Source organism: Leptothrix ochracea (assembly GCF_041083635.1).
Taxonomy (GTDB): Bacteria; Pseudomonadota; Gammaproteobacteria; order Burkholderiales; family Burkholderiaceae_C; genus Sphaerotilus; species Sphaerotilus ochraceus.
Genome location: NZ_JBFPHB010000015.1, coordinates 135,055 through 156,528, shown reverse-complemented (window position 1 = coordinate 156,528; position 21,474 = coordinate 135,055). Strand labels below are relative to the sequence as shown.

The 21,474-nt window shown below is 60.3% G+C and carries 22 protein-coding genes; 12 read left to right on the top strand and 10 right to left on the bottom strand.

Annotation, left to right across the window (positions count from 1 at the left end; all coding sequences use genetic code 11):
* Positions 1–3: 3 nt before the first annotated feature.
* Together AB3X39_RS07360 and AB3X39_RS07355 are read left to right on the top strand one after the other, a co-directional pair.
* A complete protein-coding gene (locus AB3X39_RS07360) occupies positions 4–294 on the top strand; it encodes a DUF4212 domain-containing protein (RefSeq protein WP_369416708.1) in 291 nt (96 codons plus the stop codon).
* Positions 287–2,410 carry a VC_2705 family sodium/solute symporter gene (locus AB3X39_RS07355; RefSeq protein ID WP_369416707.1) on the top strand — a complete coding sequence of 708 codons (2,124 nt, stop codon included), beginning with the start codon at positions 287–289 and terminating at the stop codon, positions 2,408–2,410. Before AB3X39_RS07360 ends, AB3X39_RS07355 begins: the two co-directional genes overlap by 8 nt.
* A 17-nt stretch (positions 2,411–2,427) precedes the next feature.
* On the opposite strand, the gene AB3X39_RS07350 is transcribed toward AB3X39_RS07355, so the two are convergent.
* The 8 genes from AB3X39_RS07350 to AB3X39_RS07315 are packed head-to-tail and all read right to left on the bottom strand — an operon-like array spanning position 2,428 to position 9,200.
* Positions 2,428–3,222 carry a LytR/AlgR family response regulator transcription factor gene (locus tag AB3X39_RS07350; RefSeq protein WP_369416706.1) on the bottom strand — a complete coding sequence of 265 codons (795 nt, stop codon included), beginning with the start codon at positions 3,220–3,222 and terminating at the stop codon, positions 2,428–2,430.
* Between the two features lie 4 nt (positions 3,223–3,226).
* Positions 3,227–4,351: a sensor histidine kinase gene (locus AB3X39_RS07345; protein ID WP_369416705.1), complete on the bottom strand. Its 1,125-nt coding sequence runs from the start codon at positions 4,349–4,351 to the stop codon at positions 3,227–3,229.
* Between the two features lie 17 nt (positions 4,352–4,368).
* Positions 4,369–4,797, bottom strand: a complete 429-nt coding sequence (locus AB3X39_RS07340) for a DUF2306 domain-containing protein (protein WP_369416704.1) — start codon at positions 4,795–4,797, stop codon at positions 4,369–4,371.
* A 12-nt stretch (positions 4,798–4,809) separates the two neighbouring features.
* Positions 4,810–5,826, bottom strand: coding sequence for a hypothetical protein (locus tag AB3X39_RS07335; protein WP_369416703.1), 1,017 nt, complete (start codon positions 5,824–5,826; stop codon positions 4,810–4,812).
* 48 nt (positions 5,827–5,874) lie between these two features.
* On the bottom strand, positions 5,875–6,648 hold the full coding sequence (locus AB3X39_RS07330; protein ID WP_369416702.1) for an outer membrane lipoprotein-sorting protein: 774 nt from the start codon (positions 6,646–6,648) through the stop codon (positions 5,875–5,877).
* 25 nt (positions 6,649–6,673) lie between these two features.
* The gene (locus AB3X39_RS07325) at positions 6,674–7,906 is read right to left on the bottom strand and encodes an ABC transporter permease (RefSeq protein WP_369416701.1); all 1,233 of its coding nucleotides are present in this window, start codon (positions 7,904–7,906) and stop codon (positions 6,674–6,676) included.
* A complete protein-coding gene (locus tag AB3X39_RS07320) occupies positions 7,903–8,607 on the bottom strand; it encodes an ABC transporter ATP-binding protein (RefSeq protein WP_369416700.1) in 705 nt (234 codons plus the stop codon). The genes AB3X39_RS07325 and AB3X39_RS07320 overlap by 4 nt, the downstream gene beginning before the upstream one ends.
* A gap of 2 nt (positions 8,608–8,609) precedes the next feature.
* Positions 8,610–9,200 (bottom strand): hypothetical protein, encoded by a 591-nt coding sequence (locus AB3X39_RS07315; RefSeq protein WP_369416699.1) that lies wholly within the window; start codon positions 9,198–9,200, stop codon positions 8,610–8,612.
* Positions 9,201–9,487: 287 nt separating this feature from the next.
* Between AB3X39_RS07315 and rpsF the strand changes: the two genes are divergently transcribed.
* The 5 genes from rpsF (at position 9,488) to dnaB (ending at position 13,588) form a co-directional block, all read left to right on the top strand.
* Positions 9,488–9,850, top strand: a complete 363-nt coding sequence (gene rpsF / locus AB3X39_RS07310) for a 30S ribosomal protein S6 (RefSeq protein WP_369416698.1) — start codon at positions 9,488–9,490, stop codon at positions 9,848–9,850.
* Positions 9,851–9,885: 35 nt separating this feature from the next.
* Complete coding sequence (priB, locus tag AB3X39_RS07305) at positions 9,886–10,227, top strand: primosomal replication protein N (protein WP_369416697.1); 342 nt, start codon at positions 9,886–9,888, stop codon at positions 10,225–10,227.
* Between the two features lie 11 nt (positions 10,228–10,238).
* Positions 10,239–10,532: a 30S ribosomal protein S18 gene (gene rpsR, locus AB3X39_RS07300; RefSeq protein WP_369416696.1), complete on the top strand. Its 294-nt coding sequence runs from the start codon at positions 10,239–10,241 to the stop codon at positions 10,530–10,532.
* An 11-nt stretch (positions 10,533–10,543) separates the two neighbouring features.
* Positions 10,544–10,996 (top strand): 50S ribosomal protein L9, encoded by a 453-nt coding sequence (rplI, locus tag AB3X39_RS07295; protein ID WP_369416695.1) that lies wholly within the window; start codon positions 10,544–10,546, stop codon positions 10,994–10,996.
* A gap of 99 nt (positions 10,997–11,095) precedes the next feature.
* A complete protein-coding gene (dnaB, locus tag AB3X39_RS07290) occupies positions 11,096–13,588 on the top strand; it encodes a replicative DNA helicase (protein ID WP_369416694.1) in 2,493 nt (830 codons plus the stop codon).
* Between the two features lie 60 nt (positions 13,589–13,648).
* Here dnaB and AB3X39_RS07285 read toward each other — a convergent pair whose 3' ends face one another.
* On the bottom strand, positions 13,649–14,347 hold the full coding sequence (locus tag AB3X39_RS07285; protein ID WP_369416693.1) for a Bax inhibitor-1 family protein: 699 nt from the start codon (positions 14,345–14,347) through the stop codon (positions 13,649–13,651).
* A 303-nt stretch (positions 14,348–14,650) separates the two neighbouring features.
* Here AB3X39_RS07285 and carA point away from each other — a divergent pair, with 303 nt between their 5' ends.
* From carA to AB3X39_RS07265, 4 genes are all read left to right on the top strand, one after another.
* Positions 14,651–15,838, top strand: coding sequence for a glutamine-hydrolyzing carbamoyl-phosphate synthase small subunit (carA, locus tag AB3X39_RS07280; protein WP_369416692.1), 1,188 nt, complete (start codon positions 14,651–14,653; stop codon positions 15,836–15,838).
* Complete coding sequence (gene carB / locus AB3X39_RS07275; protein ID WP_369416691.1) at positions 15,831–19,118, top strand: carbamoyl-phosphate synthase large subunit; 3,288 nt, start codon at positions 15,831–15,833, stop codon at positions 19,116–19,118. Before carA ends, carB begins: the two co-directional genes overlap by 8 nt.
* A 122-nt stretch (positions 19,119–19,240) precedes the next feature.
* Positions 19,241–19,717 (top strand): transcription elongation factor GreA, encoded by a 477-nt coding sequence (greA, locus tag AB3X39_RS07270; protein WP_369416690.1) that lies wholly within the window; start codon positions 19,241–19,243, stop codon positions 19,715–19,717.
* Between the two features lie 10 nt (positions 19,718–19,727).
* Positions 19,728–20,189, top strand: coding sequence for a DUF4149 domain-containing protein (locus AB3X39_RS07265; RefSeq protein WP_369416689.1), 462 nt, complete (start codon positions 19,728–19,730; stop codon positions 20,187–20,189).
* 47 nt (positions 20,190–20,236) lie between these two features.
* Here AB3X39_RS07265 and AB3X39_RS07260 read toward each other — a convergent pair whose 3' ends face one another.
* Positions 20,237–20,716, bottom strand: coding sequence for a YhbY family RNA-binding protein (locus AB3X39_RS07260; RefSeq protein ID WP_369416688.1), 480 nt, complete (start codon positions 20,714–20,716; stop codon positions 20,237–20,239).
* Positions 20,717–20,736: 20 nt separating this feature from the next.
* Here AB3X39_RS07260 and AB3X39_RS07255 point away from each other — a divergent pair, with 20 nt between their 5' ends.
* A complete protein-coding gene (locus tag AB3X39_RS07255; protein WP_369416687.1) occupies positions 20,737–21,429 on the top strand; it encodes an RlmE family RNA methyltransferase in 693 nt (230 codons plus the stop codon).
* Positions 21,430–21,474 lie beyond the last annotated feature (45 nt).

The following is a 21,474-nucleotide window of genomic DNA, read 5'->3' as shown; positions in this document are numbered from 1 at the left end:
CCGATGCCTTTGACCGCAACCCCTTCGGTGCGCTACTGGGCCCGTGTTCGACGGGCCACGTGGGGTTTGTTGGGGTTGTGGCTCACCGTCACCGTGGCTTTGCCGTGGTTTGCCCGTGATCTGGACGCGTGGCACGTGGGCGGTTTTCCGCTGGGATATTGGATGTCGGCCCACGGCGCGATTCTTTTCTTTCTGATGGTTCTGGTGATCGATGTGCTTTTGATGGAGCACATTGACCGCCTCGAACGGCGCGATCGGCAGCGCGCCTCGGCTGCCTCCGGTGAACATGCGTAATCAACCGCCCTTGCGCGTGGGTGTGTTGCACTGGCGCTATGCCTTGTTCACGCTGGGGGTGGGCTTCTTTGTGGTGGCCTTGACGGCCCTTGAAGAAATGGGCTGGTCGCGCAACAGCATCGGCGGCCTGTTCATGACCGCCACGGTGGTGGTTTATGCCGCCATTGGCTTGGCCTGCCGCACCACCGACGAAGCCGAGTACTACGTGGCCGGGCGTTCCGTCCCTGCCTTCTACAACGGCATGGCCATCGCGGCGGACTGGATGTCGGCGGCATCCTTTATCGGCACAGCTGGTGTGATCTACCTCCAAGGCTTCGACGGCCTCGCCTACATCTTGGGCTGGACAGGGGGGTTTTGCATGGTGGCAATGTTGCTGGCGCCCTATTTGCGACGCTTGCGCATTTACACCATTCCCGATTTTTTGGGCCACCGCTACGGCGGCCAAGGGCCGCGTTTGATGGGGGCGGCCGCTGCGGTTTTGGTGTCCTTTGTTTACTTGGTGGTGCAGATCTATAGCGTCGGTCTGATCACGTCGCACTTGACGGGCTTCAATTTCGAGATGGGCGTGTTCGTGGGCCTCGGTGGGGTGCTGATTTGCTCCTTCTTGGGGGGCATGCGGGCTGTGACTTGGACACAGGTGGCGCAATACATCATCTTGATCATTGCTTATCTGACCCCGGTGGTTTGGTTATCCATCCAGCAAACCGACAGCATCCTGCCCCTGCTGAGCTACAGCCAGCCGTTGCAAAACGTGACGGCGCGGGAGAAGGTTCTGCGCGATGACCCGGCGGAGCGTTCCGCGCGGCAGCACTATCAACAGCGAGCTGAGCAAGCCGAGCGCAAGTTGCAAAACGTGCCTTTGGCCATGCAGGAGGATGCGCTTCGTTGGGCTGAACAAGCCAACGTTTTGCGCGAACAAGATGCACCGCAGGTGCAGGTACAGCACGCCGAGCGCCTCTACGCCAATCGTCCCCGCACCGAAGCGGAAGCACGGGCACGCTATGAGCGCGAGCGTGATAGCGCCCGAACCCATGCTCAACCCTTGGCCGGCATGCCGCCCCAAGCTCAGCCTTATGCCGTCTCTGGGGACCCTGCGTCGCAGACCGACGTTGATCAGCACGCTTATGAGGTGAAACGACGCAACTTTGTGGCGCTGATGTTGTGCTTGATGCTAGGCACTGCGGCCATGCCGCATGTGTTGACCCGTTTTCTGACCACCCCCACGGTGTCGGAGGCGCGGCGTTCAGTGGCGTGGTCGTTGTTTTTCATTGCCTTGCTTTATCTGGCGACACCGGTGTTGGCGGTGATGATCAAGGCTGAAGTCTTCACCCATCTGGTGGGCACGCCTTTTGAAGACTTGCCGAGCTGGATCAGGCGCTGGGCGCGCATTGATCCGAGCTTGGTGTCGGTTGAGGACATCAACGGCGATGGCCTCTTGCAGTTGGCGGAGCTGCATCTGGGGGGCGATCTGATCGTGCTGGCGGCACCCGAGATTGGTGGTTTACCGTTGGTGGTGACCTATTTGGTCGCGGCGGGCGCGTTGGCCGCCGCCCTCTCCACGGCCGATGGATTGCTACTCAGTATCTCGAATGTGCTTTCGCACGACATCTATCACCGCTTGATTCACCCGCATGCACCGCCCTTGCGACGGGTGATGCTTTCCAAGTTCTTGGTGTTGGTGGTCGCGCTTTTTGCGGCGTTCATTGCCTCGTTGCACTTTGCCGACATCTTGCAATTTGTGGCCGCCGCCTTCTCGATCGCAGCCTCGGCCTTCTTCCCGGCGTTGGTGGTGGGCATTTTCTGGGCCCGAGCCACCCGTCGAGGGGCCTCCGCAGCCATGGCTGCCGGTTTGGTGACCTGTTTCTATTACATGGCCACCACCCACGAGGCTTTGCGCACTTTGTTGGGCATCACCCGCCCGGTGGCTGACTGTCGCTGGTGGGATGTCGAACCCATGGCGGCAGCGATCTTTGGGGTGCCGGTGGGGTGCTTGGTGCTGGTGCTGGTGAGCTGGTGGGATCACCCACCGGGGCGGCACGAGCTGGCGGTGCTGGCGCGGCTGCGTCAACCCTCCGAAGGGTTGCGCTATCAAGAGCCGCCCGCCGATGCGTCCTGAACAGTGAACGGCGATGCTCACATCCCTTTGAATCGTCCGGTGTAGAGCCGACTGACGGCCAGTTTTTCGGGACGTTGGCGCAGGCTCAGGATCAGTCGGCCTGATTCATCCCGCACCGCTTGAGCGATCTGGCTGGCGCGCACCACCGTGCCACGATGCACCTGCCAAAACAGCGCGGGATCAAGCTGGGCCAAGAGATCACGCAAAGCGGTGCGGATCAGCCATTCGCGTTCGGCCGTGATCACCCGGATGTATTTGTCGGCGGCTTCGAAATAGATCACCTCATCCACTGGCACCAAATGAATGGCGTTGCCGCTGCTGACTTGGATCACGCTCAGACGCTCGCTGGCCGGGGCCGGTTGGGTCAGCAGCTGGCGCAGCTGTTGCAGCAAAGCATCCTCCCCCACACCACCCCCACGTTGGCTCAGAAGATGGCGCAAGCGCTGGCACGTGGTGGCCAGTCGGGCGGGTTGCACGGGCTTCAACACATAGTCCACCGCGCTGGCTTCAAAAGCCTGCACCGCGTATTGGTCGTAGGCGGTGACAAAGACGATCAGCGGCAGAACAGCGGCGGTGGGCCAATCTTCCACGATCGTCTGAGCCACCTCCAGCCCGCTGCGACCGGGCATGCGGATGTCGAGAAAAAGCACATCGGGCTGCTGCGTCAAAGCGCGCTCCAAGGCTTCGTCGCCGTCGTGGGCTGGGGCCAAGAGCCGTAGCTCGGGCCAAGTGCCCAGCAAATCCATGGCAAGGGCTTGAGCGAGCAGAGGTTCGTCTTCTGCGATCAAGGCGGTGGGGTGCGTTGTCGTCATGGTGTCATGGCATGGCATGGGCTGGTCCGGGCGACTCAAGGGGCAAAGTCACCGTGGCTCGGGTGCGGGCTTCATGGGGGTGGCCCTCGGTCGCGTGCACCCGCTGCAATTCAAAATGGGCTTGATCGCCATAAAGGGTTTGCAGTCGCTCACGGACCAAGGTGGTGCCAAAGCCGCCGTCGGTGGTGCTGGAGCCTCGGCCTAAACCTTGGCCGGTATCTTCCACGCATAAGTGCAGCTGATCGTTGACGATCTGGGCGCTTAGACCAATGTGGCCGCCTCGGCGTTGGGGCTCCAAGCCGTGTTTGATGGCGTTTTCCACCAAGGGTTGCAGCAACAACGGCGGTACAGGCTGCGTGGCCAGTTCAGGGGGCAAGTCCAGCGTCACGCTCAGGCGTGAGCCCATGCGCACCTGCATCAGGGCGAGGTAATCGGCCACCCGGTCAAATTCGGCTTGGAGGGGATGCAGGCTGGCTTGGCTGGCGCTGAGGGTGGCGCGCAGAAAGTCGATGAGCTGATCCAGCATCTGCTGAGCGCGTTCGGCATCCACCCCGATCAAGGCGCGCAAATTGGCCAAGGTATTGAACAGCATGTGCGGCTCAAGCTGACTTTGCAGCAGGCGCAGCTGCGTTTGGGCGGCCGTGCGGGCGGCGGCTTCGGCAGCGGCTTGGCTGGCTGCCATGCTGGCTCGGGTAAAAAACAGCCATGTCACGCCGAGCGACGCGCCGGTCGAAATGAGCAAAATCGCCAACCAGCCTTGCCAGCTCTGGCCGGTGGGCATGTCGCCGACGTGATCGGTGAGTTCTGCGGCCAGCCAACTGCCGAGCGCATAGCCCAGCAAACTGCCGACCACCACCAAGGGAATCACCCAGCGCCAGCCCGGCCAGCCGTTGATCAGCTCGGCCTGCGGCGTGTGCTTCTTGCCATGCAAAAGCCACATGGAGACGCCCCAGCGTCCACCGTTGATGAACAGCGAACTCAGGTTGCCGATGATGAGCGAGTAGATCAAGTTGATCCAACCATCACCACCGATCAAGCTGAGCAAAAGGGCGATCGCCAAGCAGATCAGCTCGGTGATGACAATCATCTTGCCGAGGGCCAAGGGTCTCATCAAGGTGGGTATGTTCATCGGAACCATCGTCACATTCAAACCCATCCCAACGTGTGATGCCAGAGTAAGTTGCCCAAGTAACGCCCGGGCAGCAGGGTGAAGGCGCCAGCACCGATGCAGCCGCTCAGGTAGACACGCCACATGGTTTGGCGGTGTGCGGTGATTCGCCGTTGTCGGATGTGCCACAACCCACTGCTGACACCCACCAAGGTCAGCACGGTCAGTACATGGATGGGGGTGTAGCCCGCGATGTTGGGCAGATGGCGATCGCGGATGAAGGCGCTTGATAGCGCGGCTCCCAACATCAACATGATCCAAACGTAGCCTGAGCTGCGGTGTAGGCCCGAGCCCTTGCGAGCGCGCAAAGTGAAGGGCCCGAGCAACAGAGCGCCAACAGCCAACATCAGATGAACAAGGATCACCCAAGGAAGGTCAAGGGGACTGATCACAGAGGGGTTGTGCATAGGAGGTCACTCTTAAAAAGCCCGGGTCAGCGCCAGCAAGCCGAGGTGTTGGCTCGGTTGCTGGAGAACCACCGCGCCGGTGGGTCCGCCGTAGTGTCGCCAAGCGAGGTTCACTTTCCACATGTTGCCCTGCCATTGAAGGCCGGCGCTGGTGATGAGGCTGCGGTCCGCAGTTTGCTGGAGGGCGTCGAGGCTGAGTTGCCAGTCTTCGACTTGCCAAGCGAGCCGGGCGTAAAAGTTGTCCCTGGCTTGCAGGACGTCGGGGGCCGTGCCGTCATGCCAAGCTTCGACCAGCAGGCTTTGCTGCTGATCGCCGGTCCACTGTGCGCCCACCAGCACCTGTGTGGTGGCATGGGATGGCAAGGAGGGCGGGGGGCCGACCAGCACATCAAAGCGTTCTAACCAGCGACCACTGGCGTGCAGTTCCAAGGTGTCGGTGGCGATCCAAGCGGCCGCAGCGCCCAAGCTCGTGCCGGTGTGCTGGCCTAGACGCGCAAAGCCATGCAGATCCAGTGCGCCTTGGTGCAGGTAATGGTGCAGGGCCAAGGCACTTTCTTGGGGGCCGCGTTGGCGCTCTGGGGGTTCGTGGAGCTGTTGGGGCTGCACCCACACCATGCTGGTCGATTGTTCAGCTCCAAAGTGTTCGGCTTGCAGGAGCGGGCGGCCTTCGAGGGTGGTGATCAACAGGCTGCGGCGCACTTCCTGCTGCACCACATCGTTGGGTCGAAAGCCGTAGCCCACGTCCCAGCTGACGATTTTTTTGCCCGCACTCAGCTGCCATGCCCCCAGATCAGCGCCAGCGTGCAGTTCGTTGAACCGCGCCCTGGAGTCACTCACAAGTGCATTGGCATGCATCCAGCGCCAGCTGGCGCGCAGCTCGGCCTCGCCCACGGTGCGGGTGTCATGGGGGTCATGACTGTCGGTGGTGGTGTGCAGCACGCGTAGCTCACCGCCGATGTCTTTGAAATCCGGGGTGGTCTGCGCATGGGCGGGGATGAACCCACCCAGAAGGCCCCATCCGATCCCCATCCCGAGGCCCATCCTCTGAATCCAGCCAAAGTGCCATCGCATGGTTGCTTACTCTTCAAGGCTGGGGTTGTGGGCCAAGAACATGGGGTTGAGCCACGTTGCCGGCACCTGTTTGCCCCGGCGTTCTAGGTACTGGATGCGGGTGAGCTTGTGGGTGCTTAAGCGGTCTTGTAGCTGCATTTCGTCCACTTCGGTGCCGGCTTTGTTCAGCACAAAACGGGCTTGCTTGGCCAGTTTTTCACTTTGCACATAGAGGTCGGCGCGCACCGGCTCATGCTTGATCTTTCCCAGCCACAGCTCGATGCGCTGGTAGCTCACCCCTTTGCGGATGGCGCTGAGCGTGAGGTGCTGGCAACCGCGCGGCGGGGTGCTTTCGACGGGGCTGGCCTCGCAAGGCTCTTCACCCACCAAGGTGCCGCCGTAGTCCTCGGACCAGTTGAGGGTGGCGATGTCGCCGGTGGAGGCATCGCCCAACAGTTTTTGCGACGGCGTGATGCGCATCGGCCGTTGGCTGCCGGGCATCAGCAGCCAAAAGTCATCGCCCAGCATCAGCACTTTTTGACCGGCCTCGGCGGGCGAGCGCATCAGCACCAGCGAACGGTGCTGATCTTGCACAAACACGGTGTAGCGGCGTTCTTTGTCGGTGCTGCCGTCGGATTTTTGGGTGGTGACCAGCGTTTCGACTTGCACATGGCTTTGGCCGGTGCGGAAACGGTCAGCGGCTTTGAGCAGGGGGGTGATATCGATCTCGGCGGCTTGAGCTGCTGTGAGCATCAAGGTGCCAAGACCGACACAGCTCAGGAGGAAGGTGCGTTTGTTCATGTCAGGATCCTTGAGAGCTTGGGGCTCAAACATGCGCTAGGGCATCCACCACCGGGCGGCCCACGGTGCGCCGCGCGACCAAGGCCGAGGTCAGCATGGCCAGCAGCACCATGGCGATGAGGGTTCCGGCATAGAGCCCAGCGTCCATGGTGATCAGGAGCGGATAGCCTTCGCTGCGCCCAGGGGGCGGCGGCATTTGCATCGGAAAAAGGATCAAGCCCACCGAGACGGTCAGCGCCAGCAGCGCACCCAGCAAGGTGCCCACGCCGCCCAGCACCATGCCTTCCAAAGCGAAGCTGCCCACCAACTGGCCGGGCAGGGCGCCCAAGGCGCGCAAGGTGCCGATTTCGCGGGTGCGTTCGATGATGGCCATGGCCATGGCATTGGTGACCACAAAGACCACGATCACACCGATGATCAGGCCCAGCGCGCCAAAGATACGGTTGTACAGATCCTTCACGCTGCGATAGAACACCGCCTCTTCCACCCACGTGCGCACTTTGAGCGTGGGCAGGGCGGCTTGCAGGCGTTGCCGGGCGGCGTCGGTGGCGTCCATCTCGTTCAGGTACACGCCGAGGCTGGAAACCCGCTCGGTCACCAGCAGTTTTTGGGCGGTGGTGACATCGATGTAGACCAAGCGCTGGTCCATCTCGGGGGTGCCGGTCGAGAAGGTGCCTTTGACCGTCACATCCAGCGCGTTCAAAGCCCCTTCGGTGGTGCTGGCCAGCAAGGTCAGGCTGCTGCCCGGTGTGGCTTTGAGACTCCGGGCCAAGGCTTCGCCCAGCATCACCATGCCGTGCTTATCGCTGCTGAGGACATGGCCGGCCTTCACGCTGAGGAAAGGGCCCTTGACCGCCCATTCAGCGTCCGGATCGATGCCGGTGGCCATCATCACGGTGGATTTCTCGCCGTTGCTGATCAAGCCGCTGAATTCGACGCGCGGCAAGATGCTGCGCACTTGGGCATCTGCCAGCAACTGGGCCCGCAGCTCGGGGTAGCCATCTAGGCCATGTTGCAGGGGCGTGTCCTCATCTTTTTCAAACTGTTCAGGCTTGGCCACGATCAGGTGGCCGGTGGTGCGCGCCGACATCTGTGCCAGTCCCTCATAAGTGGAGAGGGCAAAGCCTCCAGCCAGCAACATGGCGGCGGTCCCTAGGGCTGCGATGCTGACCGTGACGGCTGAGCGCCGACGGTTGCGCAAGGTGTTGAGCCACGCAAAACGCAGCCAAGCCAAGGGGAAGAATGAGGCGGCATTCATGCGGTCTGGCCCTCGGTGGTGTGGATATTTGCAACCAGCAAGCCATCTTCCAAGGTGATGACACGGTCGCAGCGGCGCACGGCGCGAGCGTCGTGGGTGGCCATCAAAAAGGCCGCACCTTGGGCGTGGCACAGCTCGCGCATCAAGCCCAGCACTTGATCGGCGGTGTGGCTGTCAAGGCTGGCGGTGGGCTCATCGGCGATCACCAGCTTGGGCCATTTCACCAAGGCGCGGGCAATGGCCACGCGCTGGCGCTGACCGCCGGAGAGCGCGTCGGGCAGATGCTCGGCGTGCGCTTGCAAGCCCACGCGCTCCAAGGCTTGGCGCACCCGCTCGCGGCGCTGGGCGGCGGGCACCTTGGCCAGAAAGAGCGGGTAGTCCACGTTGTCGGCCACCGTCATCACCGGCACGAGGTTGAAGCTCTGGAAGATAAAACCGATGGCGTCGCGGCGCAGCAAGGTGCGAGCGGTGTCGTTCAGTCCGGTCATGGCTTGGCCGTTGAAGGTGATCTGACCCGCATCGGGTGTGTCGATCAATCCGGCCAAGTTCAGCAGGGTGCTCTTACCACTGCCCGAAGGGCCGGTGAGCGCGAGCATTTCGCCGGGGAACACATCCAAGTCAACGCCTTGCAGTGCTGGCACGGTGTGTCGGCCCAAGCGATAGGTTTTGTGCAGGCCACGCAGGCTCAGAACGGCATCCATGCTCACTTCCCTTGCATGCGTTGTTGGGTTGTGAGCACCGCAGCTTGAAAAGGTGGCGGTGAGCTCTTGAGCAGCGGACTGGACGCGACTTCTGCGAGCAGTTTGAGGCCCCGATTTTTGCGGTTGAAAAAGCCTGGCAGGGCCAAGAAGGTGTTGGCGGCGGTGAACTTGACGTCCAGCACAGCCGGTGTGCCCCGGTAGATGGGTGCTGCATGGGCCGGGGTGAGCAGGGCCAGTGATTTGTCCAGCATGGCCAAGCCTTCGTCGGCAAAGGCCATTTTTTTCCACGGCCAGAAGGTGGTGGTGGCGCGCATGGCGGTGGCCGAGCCGGCATAAGCCATCAAGACCACATCGCTCGGGTATTTCTGACTGAGTTGCCTCAAAGCGTGGGCGGTCGGCTCAATGAGCGCTGAATCACCTTCTGAAGCACGCACAAAGTCGGCCAAGAGCGCCTCCGTGGATGACGTCACGGCTTGCGGTTCAGCGGCATGGGTGCGTGGGGGGGCTGTGCTCAGCAGCAGACTACTGCCAAGCAGTGCTGCGGTGATCACGAGACGGCGAGGTCCAATCAGGATCGGGCGATGGGTTTTCACGCTGGGGCTCCTTGCGTCGAAGCTTAAAGGGCTAAGGACATGGCCTTGATGATCTCCGTCGCCTCGCTTGGGGTCCAGACCGATGCGACCACCTGCATCCGGATGTCGCCAACGGCCATCTGGAGGGTGTGAGTGGCCCGGGTTGAAGCGCCGAGTCCAAGCGGGAACATCGTGGATTTGGCACCAAGCTATAATCGCCGGTTTTCCATTGCCGCACCTGTCAGTGTGATGCGACAGGGTGGCTTCTCGATCGGAATGTTCCGCTCGGGAAACCGTAAGGAGTGTTTATGCGTCATTACGAAATCATTCTTCTGGTTCATCCGGATCAGAGCGAACAAGTGCCGGCCATGCTGGAGCGCTACAAGGGCTTGATCACGACGGCGGGCGGTCAAGTCCATCGCGTGGAAGATTGGGGCCGCCTGCAATTGGCTTACCTGATCAACAAGCTGGCCAAGGCGCACTACTTGCTGGTCAACATCGAATGCACCAAGGAAACCTTGGCTGAACTCGAAACCGGCTTCCGTTTCAATGACGCCGTGTTGCGCCATTTGACGGTCAAGAAGGACAAGGCCGAGACCGGTCCGTCCGTCATGATGCGCCGCGTCGAGAAGGAAGACGCTCGCAAAGTGCCCCAAGAAGCCAACGCTTGATGGCGTGGTGATGACGTGATGCGCATCACTTGGCCGTGAGTCGTCCCGCCTGTAAACCTGTGAATCAGGTGGTGTTGACGGCTCAATTGGTCGAGCGCGCGTCCTTGCGCTACACCCCGGCAGGCTTGCCTGCGCTGGATGTCAAGCTGGCCCATAGCGGGCCCACCGAGCACAACGGTGTTTTGCGAACGGTCTCCTTTGAGCTCCACGCAACCGCCCTTGGTGACACCGTAACCACCCTCCATCGGATGGAAATCGGTGCCGCAGCCCGGTTCAGTGGCTTCTTGGCCAAGCAGCGCAACGGTCGCGGAGTGATGTTGCATGTGCGTCAGATCGACGGTATCGACAACGTTCCAGTTCTCTCAGATTCGAATTAACGAGGTCCCACATGGCACCCCCACGTTCCCGGTTCTCCAAAGATCGCAAGAACAAGCGCACACCGCGCAATCAGCAATCGCTGCTGTTCAAGCGCAAGCGCTTCTGCCGCTTCACCGTCGCTGGCGTCGAACAAATCGACTACAAAGACATCGACACCTTGCGTGATTTCGTCGGCGAAAACGGCAAGATCACCCCGGCTCGTCTGACCGGCACCCGTGCGATCTTCCAGCGTCAGCTGACGGTCGCGATCAAGCGCGCGCGCTTCCTGGCCATGCTGCCGTATTCCGACCAGCACAAGGTCTGAGGAGAAACACGATGCAAGTGATCCTGCTCGAAAAAGTTGCCAACCTCGGCAACCTCGGTGATGTCGTCAAGGTCAAGGACGGCTACGCTCGCAACTTCCTGATCCCGACCCGTGCCGCTCGTCGCGCCACGGCCGCTGCGATCCAGGAATTCGAAGCCAAGCGCGCTGAAATCGAACGCGTCCAAGCTGAGCGCATCGCTGCTGCTCAAGCGCTGGGCGAAAAGATTGCCGGCCTGCGCGTGGTCATCACGCAAAAGGCGGGTGTGGATGGCCGTTTGTTCGGTTCCGTCACCACCGCTGACGTGGCAGCCTCCCTCAAGGCCCAGGGCTTTGACGTGGCCAAGACCCAAGTGCGTCTGGCCAATGCTCACCTGAAGACCGTGGGTGAATCCACCGCTTCGGTGGTGTTGCATACCGATGTCGTTGTGGACATCACTTTGGCAGTGGTCGGCGAAACCGCCTGATCGCTTCCGATGGATCGATCAACGATCTCGATCCGCTGAAAGGCCGACGCAAGTCGGCCTTTTTTCTTCTCGGCTTTGTTGTGTGGGGTTGCTTGGCTCATGGACTCTGATCTTCCCGATCTACCTGCGGCGTACTCCGCACAGGGGCCACAGGGGCGTCAGAAAGACGCTGATGTCGCCCGCTTGAGGGTGCCGCCCCAATCGATTGAGGCTGAGCAAAGTGTGCTGGGCGGCCTGCTGATCGACAACAGCGCTTGGGACCGGGCCGGTGATCTGCTCAGTGATCACGATTTCTATCGCTACGAGCACAAGCTGATTTATGCCGCCATTGGCGCTTTGGTGGGTGCCAGTAAGCCAGCCGACGTCATCACGGTGCACGAGCAGCTGCAAAACCTTGGCAAGGCCGATGCGGTGGGCGGTTTGCCCTATCTCAACGCGCTGGCGCAGAGTGTGCCGAGTGCTGCCAACCTGCGCCGCTACGCTGAAATCGTGCGTGAGCGCTCGATCCTGCGCAAACTTGTCGAAGCCAGCGACGAAATTGCGACCAACGCCTTCAATCCCCAAGGCCGGACGGTCTCCACCATCCTCGACGAGGCCGAAGGCAAGATTTTTCGCATCGGTGAAGAGGGCTCGCGCAACAAGCAGGGCTTCCAGTCGATGGATAACTTGGTGGTTCAGCTGATCGACCGGGTTCAAGAATTGGCTGAAAACGGCGCGGGCGACGTCACCGGCGTGCCCTGTGGCTTTTTCGACCTCGACCGCATGACCGCCGGACTCCAACCCGGCGACCTGATCATCTTGGCCGCTCGGCCGTCGATGGGGAAAGCACAGCCTTTGGATGCCCGTGTTCGGACTTTGACCGGATGGAAGGCCATGGGTGAGTTGGCGGTGGGCGATGCTCTGGCCTCTGTGGATGGCCGCTCGTCCATCGTGGCGGGTGTTTATCCACAAGGTGAGCGTCAGGTTTATCGCATCACTTTCTCTGATGGGCGCAGCACGGAATGTTGCGCCGAGCATCTGTGGCGCATCCATTCACGGCACTGGAAAACCGCCCGCGTTGTCTCGACGACTGCACTGATGCAGCTTTTGCAGTGCCAGCGCCATCAAGGGCGTCTTTGGATTGATCGTGCCAGCGGTGATTTTGGTCACCATGAGCCGTTGCCGGTGGACCCTTGGGTTTTGGGGGCCTTGCTCGGAGATGGTTGTTTGACAGGTACAGGGAGCGTGCGGTTCTCGACCGCAGCCCCCCAACTACTGGCTGAACTGGAAGCGAGGGTCGGTGACGGTATGGCTGTGACCCATGCTGATCGCTATGACTACCGCATTGTTCGAGAAGACAGGGGGCATGTTCTCGGTGTACGAGGGACTCAAGCGAATCCGCTGCGCACAGCACTGGAGACCTTGCAAATTTCCGGTCTGGCCAGTGATGAAAAGTTCGTTCCCAAGCTCTATCTGCATGCCCATAAAGCCGCACGGCTTGATGTGTTACGCGGGCTGCTCGATACCGATGGTTGGGTTGAGAGCTGGGGGAGCGTTCGTTTTTCAACGGCAAGTCGCCAGTTGGCAGCGGATGTGACCGAGCTGGTGCGTTCGTTGGGTGGATGGTGCTCAACTTCTGTCAAGCAGCCGCACTACCGCGATGTTGCTGGGATGCGTCTTGCTGGCCTTCCCGCTTATGTTTGCCATATTTCGCACCCTGAGCCGCGCAGTTTGTTTCTCCTGTCTGAGAAACAGGCTAGGGCACCGGAGATATGGGAGCGTCAAAAACGTCTGACTATCACGTCGATTGAGCCGACCCGCCGCACAGCGTGCCAGTGCATCGCGGTGAGTCATCCGGATCGGCTTTACATCACCGATCAAGATGTGGTGACGCACAACACGGCCTTTGCGTTGAACATCGGTGAGCACGTGGCGGTCAAGGAGCAGTTGCCGGTGGTGGTGTTCTCGATGGAAATGGGGGCGTCGCAGTTGGCGCTGCGGGTGGTCGGCTCGTTGGGGCGGATTGACCAACAGCACTTGCGCACCGGGGCTTTGCGTGACGACGAGTGGGGGCGCTTGTCGGAGGCGGTGGATCAGCTGCGCAACGCCAGCATCTTTATTGACGAGACCCCCGCTTTGAATCCGGCTGAACTGCGGGCTCGGGCGCGGCGGCAGGCGCGCCAGTGCGGCAAGTTGGGTCTGATCATCGTGGACTACTTGCAGTTGATGAGCGGCACCAACAGCAGCAACGGTGAAAACCGTGCAACCGAAATCAGTGAAATCTCGCGCGGCCTGAAGGCCTTGGCCAAAGAATTGCAATGCCCGGTGATGGCGCTTTCGCAGCTCAATCGCTCGGTCGAAACCCGCACCGACAAGCGGCCGATGATGAGTGACTTGCGCGAATCGGGCGCGATTGAGCAGGATGCAGACGTCATCATGTTCATCTACCGTGACGACTACTACAACAAGGAGTCGAAGGAGCCGGGCGTGGCGGAGATCATCATTGGCAAGCAGCGTAACGGCCCAGTCGGGACCGTCAAACTGGCGTTCATGAAGCCACTGACCAAGTTTGAAAACTTGGCACCCGGCAGCTATGACGACCCTGGTTTTTAAGTGAACAGCATGAAAAAGGGCCCCGCGGGGCCCTTTTTGTTGAACGTGGCAGAGATGAGATCAGTCGCGTTCACCGCCGAACACACCCAACAAGGCCAGCAGGTTCTGGAAGATGTTGAAGATGTCGAGATAGATCGCGGTGGTGGCTGCGATGTAATTGGTTTCGCCGCCATCGACCACTCGTTTGATCTCAAACAGCAAGAAGCCCGAGAAGATGGCCACAGCCATCACTGACAGGGCGATCATCATGGCGCTGGACTGAACGAAGATGTTCACCAAGCCGGCAGCCAAAAGGACGATCGTGCCGATGAACAGGAACTTGCCCATGTTCGACAGGTCGCGCTTGATGACCGAAGCCAAAGAAGCCATCGCAAAGAAGACCCCCGCCGTGCCCCCAAAGGCCAGCATGATCAGCGAGCCACCGTTCTTAAAGCCCAGTACCGCCGAAAGCAGGCGCGACAGCATCAGGCCCATGAAGAAGGTGAAAGCCAGCAGCACCGCCACGCCTGTGCCAGATTCCTTGGTTTTTTCGATGGCATACATGAAGGCAAAGGAGCCGGCCATGAAAAATACCAGCGACATCATCATGCCCATGGCGGCGATCACCCCAGTGGTGACACCGATCCAAGCCCCGAGGGCGGTGGGGATGAGGGACACTGCCAGCAGCAAATAGGTGTTGCGCAGCACACGGTTGCGCTCAGCGAGGCTGGGAACACTGAAGCCATAGTCGGCTTGGACGGCTTGGTAGTTGTCGTTCATGAGGGTCTCCGAAAGCAAGGTTGCAATGCACCAGAAGAAACAGGGGGGGCAGAACCCGTGAGCGCGATTCTAAGTTCCGTCGCCTTAGGCTGCCATGAGGGTTCCCGCAAGGGGTACGGATGCCGCCCATATGTGGGGCATCTGGTGCGGCTTCAATGGCTAAGCGCAAGCGTCCGACTATAATTAACGGGTTTACCCCAAAAATACGCCACCTAGCGAACTTCTCACTGTCTCATGCTGGGCAACGCTCGACACGTGCGAGCCGAGTTGAGCTAGGTGCGCATCCAATATCGGAGTCCACCCGTGCTGCCAGTCTTGCCTCCTGCTCTTCTCGCTCTTGCAGACGGCACGGTCTTTCAAGGCATCTCGATCGGCGCTGCCGGTCAAACGGTCGGGGAAGTGGTGTTCAACACCGCCCTGACCGGCTACCAAGAAATCCTCACTGACCCGAGCTATTGCCGGCAGATCGTGACCCTCACGTATCCGCACATCGGCAACTACGGTGTCAATGCTCAGGATGTCGAGGCTTTGAAAGTCCATGCCGCTGGTTTGATCATCAAAGATCTGCCTATCCGTTCTTCCAACTTCCGCCAGACCCAGACCCTGTCTGAGTACTTGGTGCAAGCCGGGACTGTGGCCATTGCGGATATCGATACCCGCAAGCTGACACGTTTGCTGCGTACCACCGGAGCACAGAACGGTTGCATCGTTGCCTTCCCTGTCGGCACGGTGATCACCCAAGTGCAGATTGACGAAGCGATCGCCTTGGCCCGTCAAGCACCCAACATGGCCGGCCAAGATCTGGCCCAAGTCGTGACACGCACAGCCCCGGAAGTGTGGCTTGAGACAGAGTGGCAGCTTTTCGCCAGCGACGGCAAGCCGGGTTTCGGCCAAGTCACGCATCCTGTTTTCCATGTGGTGGCGTATGACTTTGGCGTCAAGCGCAACATTTTGCGCATGCTGGCCGAGCGCGGCTGCAAGGTCACCGTGGTGCCCGCCAAGACCCCGGCCGCTGATGTGCTCGCTCTGACGCCGGACGGCATTTTCTTGAGCAACGGCCCAGGCGATCCGCAGCCTTGCGACTACGCCATCAAGGCGGCTGCTGAGCTGATTGAAACCGGTATTCCGACCTTTGGCATCTGCTTGGGGCACCAGATCATGGCACTTGCCAGTGGTGCCAAAACCTTCAAGATGAAGTTCGGCCATCACGGTGCGAACCATCCGGTGAAGGATCTGGATAACGGGCGGGTGTCGATCACCAGCCAGAACCACGGTTTTGCGGTGGATGCTGATTCGCTCCCCGCCAACCTGCGCCCGACGCACATCAGCTTGTTTGATGGCACCTTGCAAGGCTTGGCCCGCACCGACAAGCCGGCGTTTTGCTTCCAAGGTCACCCGGAAGCCTCGCCGGGACCGCACGACATCGCCTACCTGTTTGACCGTTTCACTGCGCTCATGACCCAGAAGAAAGCGGAGAAGAAGAATGCCTAAGCGCAGCGACCTGAAATCCATCCTCATCATTGGTGCCGGCCCGATCATCATTGGCCAAGCCTGCGAGTTCGACTATTCGGGTGCCCAAGCCTGCAAGGCGCTGCGCGAAGAAGGCTACAAGGTCATCTTGGTCAATTCGAACCCGGCCACGATCATGACCGACCCGGCCACGGCCGATGTGACGTACATCGAGCCGATCACTTGGCAGGTGGTCGAGAAGATCATCGCCAAGGAGCGTCCCGATGCCGTGTTGCCCACCATGGGCGGGCAGACGGCGCTCAACTGCGCGCTCGACCTGCACAAGCACGGCGTGTTGGCCAAGTACGGCGTTGAGATGATCGGGGCCAACGAGCATGCGATCGAAAAGGCCGAAGACCGTCTGAAGTTCAAGGACGCGATGACCAGCATCGGGCTGGGCTCGGCCAAGTCGGGCATCGCGCATACGCTCGAAGAAGCTTGGGCCGTGCAAAAAAGCATCCAAGCCGATATCGGTGGCTCCGGCTTTCCGATGGTGATTCGTCCCAGCTTCACGCTCGGTGGCACCGGGGGTGGTATCGCCTACAACCCGGAAGAGTTCGAAGAAATCTGCAAGCGCGGTATCGATCTTTCGCCCACCAACGAGTTGCTGATTGAAGAATCGCTGATTGGCTGGAAAGAGTACGAGATGGAAGTGGTTCGCGACAAGGCGGACAACTGCATCATCGTTTGCTCGATCGAAAATCTCGACCCGATGGGCATTCACACGGGTGACTCGATCACCGTGGCCCCGGCTCAGACGCTGACCGATCGCGAATACCAGCTGCTGCGCAATGCCTCGATCGCCATCTTGCGCGAAATCGGCGTCGATACGGGCGGCTCGAATGTGCAGTTCTCGATCAACCCGAAGGACGGCCGCATGGTCGTCATCGAGATGAATCCGCGCGTGTCGCGCTCATCGGCCTTGGCTTCCAAGGCCACGGGTTTCCCGATTGCCAAGATCGCCGCCAAACTGGCCGTGGGCTACACGCTCGACGAGTTGAAGAACGACATCACCGGCGGCGCCACGCCCGCGTCGTTCGAGCCGTCGATCGACTATGTCGTGACCAAGATTCCGCGTTTCGCCTTCGAGAAGTTCCGCGAGGCCGATCCGCACCTGACGACGCAGATGAAGTCGGTGGGCGAAGTGATGGCCATGGGCCGCACTTTCCAAGAGTCGTTCCAAAAGGCTCTGCGTGGTTTGGAAACCGGCATCGATGGCTTGACCGAACGTTCGACCGATCGAGATGAAATCATCGAAGAGATCGGCGAAGCGGGTCCCGAGCGCATCTTGTTCGTGGGCGACGCCTTCCGCATCGGCATGACGCTGGATGAAATCTTCGAAGAAACCGCGATTGATCCGTGGTTCTTGGCGCAGATTGAAGACCTCATCGCCACCGAAACTCAGCTCAAGGGCCGCACGATCGCGACCTTGTCTGCCACCGAGATGCGCTATCTGAAGAAGAAGGGCTTCTCGGATCGCCGTTTGGCCAAACTGATGGGCACCAATCAGCACGATGTGCGCCGTGCGCGCCACGCATTAGGCGTGCGACCGGTTTACAAGCGGGTCGATACCTGCGCGGCTGAGTTCTCGACCCAGACGGCGTATCTGTACTCGTGCTACGAGAACGCAGACGGTGAATGCGAAGCTGAACCGACCACCAAGAAAAAGATCATGGTGCTGGGCGGTGGTCCGAACCGTATCGGCCAAGGCATTGAGTTCGACTACTGCTGCGTCCACGCTGCACTCGCCATGCGCGAGGATGGTTTTGAGACCATCATGGTCAACTGCAACCCGGAAACGGTTTCGACCGACTACGACACCTCCGATCGCCTCTACTTTGAGCCGGTGACGCTCGAAGACGTGCTGGAGATCGTCGATAAGGAGCGTCCGGTTGGTGTGATCGTGCAGTACGGTGGTCAAACGCCGCTCAAGCTGGCGCTGGACTTGGAAGCCAATGGCGTGCCGATCATCGGCACCAGCCCCGATTCGATCGACATCGCTGAAGACCGCGAGCGTTTCCAGCAATTGCTGCACACGCTGGGTCTTAAGCAGCCGCCGAATCGCACGGCCCGAACCGAAGACGCCGCCCTTGCGCTGGCCAACGAAATCGGCTATCCGCTGGTGGTGCGCCCGAGCTACGTGTTGGGCGGCCGGGCGATGGAAATCGTCCACGGCGACAAGGATCTGGAGCGCTACATGCGCGAAGCGGTGCGCGTCAGCGAGAAGTCGCCCGTGTTGTTGGACCGCTTCTTGGACGACGCCGTTGAAGTCGATATGGACTGCATCAGCGACGGCAGCGATCGCGAAGACGGCGTCATGATCGGCGGGATCATGGAGCACATCGAGCAAGCTGGCGTTCACTCGGGTGACTCGGCCTGCTCACTGCCGCCCTACACCTTGTCCAAGGTGCTGCAAGACGAGCTGCGTCGCCAGACCATCCTCATGGCCAAGGCCTTGAAGGTGGTGGGGTTGATGAACGTGCAGTTCGCCATCCAAGGCGATGTGACCGGCTCGCTGGATGCGTGCACGGTCTACGTGCTTGAAGTGAACCCACGTGCCTCGCGCACGGTGCCGTTTGTTTCCAAGGCGACGGGTCAGCCGCTGGCCAAGATCGCAGCGCGTTGCATGGCCGGGCAGCTGCTTTCTGAGCAACGTGGTCTCGATGGCAAGCCGCCGCACGAAGTGATTCCGCCCTATTTCAGCGTCAAGGAAGCCGTCTTTCCGTTCAACAAGTTCCCTGGCGTGGATCCGATCCTTGGCCCGGAAATGCGTTCCACGGGCGAAGTGATGGGCGCGGGCCGTACTTTCGGCGAGGCGATGCTCAAGAGCCAGCTTGGTGCGGGTTCCCGTTTGCCGACCAAGGGTACGGTGGTGATCACGGTCAAGGCCAGCGATCACGAACGCGCCGTGGGTGTGGCGCGTGATCTGCATGCGTTGGGCTTCACCATCGTGGCGACCAAGGGTACGGCCGCAGCCATCGCTGCGGGTGGGGTGCCGGTCAAGGTGGTGCACAAGATCAAGGAAGGGCGACCGCATATCGCTGACCTGATCAAGGCGGGCGAAATTCAGTTGGTTTTCACCACTGTGGATGAAACCCGTATGGCCATTGCGGATTCGCGCTACATCCGTACGGCTGCGCTGGCCAATCGGGTGACCTACTACACCACCATGGCAGGCTGTGAAGCGGCCACGGAGGCTCTGAAGCACCAAGCGGGTCTGTCGGTCCTGTCCTTGCAAGAAATGCACGCTGAGCTGATCTAAACTGCGCGCTTTTTTGGCGGCAACCCACCGCCGCTGGCTCCATCGAGATCGTTGGAGCCGGTGGCGGTTCTTTTTATTCCACGCATTCGAACCTCGATCCGAACCGGATTCCTCATTCCATCATGGCAACCATTCCCCTGACCAAACGTGGCGCCGAGTCGCTCAAGCAAGAGTTGCACCGACTCAAGACAGTCGAGCGTCCTTGGGTGATCAATGCGATTGCCGAGGCGCGGGCCCAAGGGGATCTGTCCGAAAACGCGGAGTACGAAGCCGCCAAAGATAAACAAGGTTTCATCGAAGGACGGATTCTCGAAGTCGAAAGCAAGCTGGCGATGGCTCAGATCATTGATCCGAGCACCTTGGATGCCGGTGGTCGCGTGGTGTTTGGCTCCACGGTAGACCTTGAAGAAGAGGAAACCGGCGAGGCCGTCACCTACCAAATCGTCGGTGAAGACGAAGCTGATCTGAAAGTGCTGCGTATTTCGATTGGCTCACCCATTGCCCGGGCTTTGATCGGCAAAGAGGCTGGTGATGTGGCGGAAGTTCGTGCTCCTGGGGGCATCAAGCGCTACGAAATCATCAACGTTCGCTATATCTGAGGCTGAAGGCGTGTTGCCCGTGTTGTTGTTGCGTTTCCAAGCTGTGTTGGCGGCTCTTTGGTTTGGCTTGGTCCTGATTTTGGCGCTGATGGTCGCACCCATGCTGTTTGCCATGCTGGAGCGTCCGTTGGCCGGCCAAGTGGCGGGCGCCTTGTTTCGGATCGAGGCGTATGCTGCTTTGGGTGTGGCTGTGGCGCTTTTTCTGATTGAGCGCCGTCAGGCCAATATGCGTGCTGTCTGGGGACGCAGTTCCCGTTTTTCAATCGAACTCGGGCTGATCCTTGCAGCCCTTTTCTGCACGATCTTCGGTTATTTTGGGCTTCAACCCATGATGGAAGAGGCGCGTGCGGGGCAGGGATCGTTCAGCTTTGGGCTGTTGCACGGGGTTTCCAGTGCATTTTTCGCCGTCAAAGGACTGATCTTGGTCGTCCTGACTTGGCGCCTCATCACCCGACTCGGTCGCCGGGGTTGAGTCGAGCCGCCCGTGCAGGCCTAGGCCAGCAGGCGGCTATTGACGCATCAGGTCGAGCCGAGGGCGCGCTTTTTCTGACTGATTTGATGGGGTTTGGCGCGCTTGACGCTGCCGCTCGAAGTCAGGCGCTCGTTGCCGAGCACCGTCAGCTTCTTGACTTGGGGGCGGTGAGTCGGTGTTTTGGCGGGTTTGACGACGCGCACGACCCGGGGTCCGGGCATGCGGTGCGTGGGCTCGGCTTTTTCTTTCTCAACCGTTGGGCGCCAGAGCACCAGCAATTTACCGATGTGCTGAATCGGTGCAGCGTTGAGCTGATCGGCCAAGGCTTCCAAAAACGCACCGCGTTCGGTGCGGTCGTCACTGAAGACGCGGATCTTGATCAAGCCGTGGGCGCTCAAGGCGGCTTCAGCCTCCTTGAGAACCGCTGGCGTCAGGCCTTCGGCCCCGATCATGACGACGGGGTTAAGGTGGTGGGCCGCAGCGCGATGATCTTTGCGTTGGGCCGGAGTCAAATGAATGGCAGGCATCCCTCTATTATCCGTCCATCATGAAAATCAAGACAAAAAGCAAGAAGCTCAATAAGGCGTGGTTGCACGATCACATCAGCGATCCGTACGTGCGATTGGCCCAAAAAGAGGGTTTTCGCGCTCGTGCTGCGTACAAGTTGAAGGAAATCAACGAGACCCTTGGGCTGCTCAAGCCCGGTCAAGTGGTGGTCGATTTGGGGGCCTCGCCAGGCGCTTGGAGCCAATATGTACGGCGCCAATTTGCGCCCAAATCCGCCGGTAGCGGCGGTGCGGCGGTGGGTGAGTTGGTTGGAACCATCATCGCCTTGGATCTGCTCGAATGCGAGCCCATTGAGGGGGTGATCTTTTTGCAGGGTGACTTTCGCGAAGCGGCTGTGGTGGCTCGGCTTGAAGAGGCCTTGGGTGGGCGGCCCGTCGATGTGGTGATTTCGGACATGGCGCCCAATTTGTCCGGGGTTGGCAGTGCCGATGCAGCCCGGGTGGCTCACTTGGTTGAATTAGCCGTGGATTTCGCCCAAACGCACCTTCGTCCCGAAGGGGCGTTGGTGTGCAAAGTGTTCCATGGCACCAGTTACAACGAGGGTGTGGATCTGTTCAAGAAGACCTTCAGGGTGGTCAAACCGATCAAACCCAAGGCGTCACGCGATCGATCCTCAGAGACTTTTCTGGTTGGGATGGGGCTGAGATCGGTGCCTGCGCCTCAAAGGGGTTGACTCGACTAAAATCGTCCCCATCTACTGCGACGGTATCGATGGCAC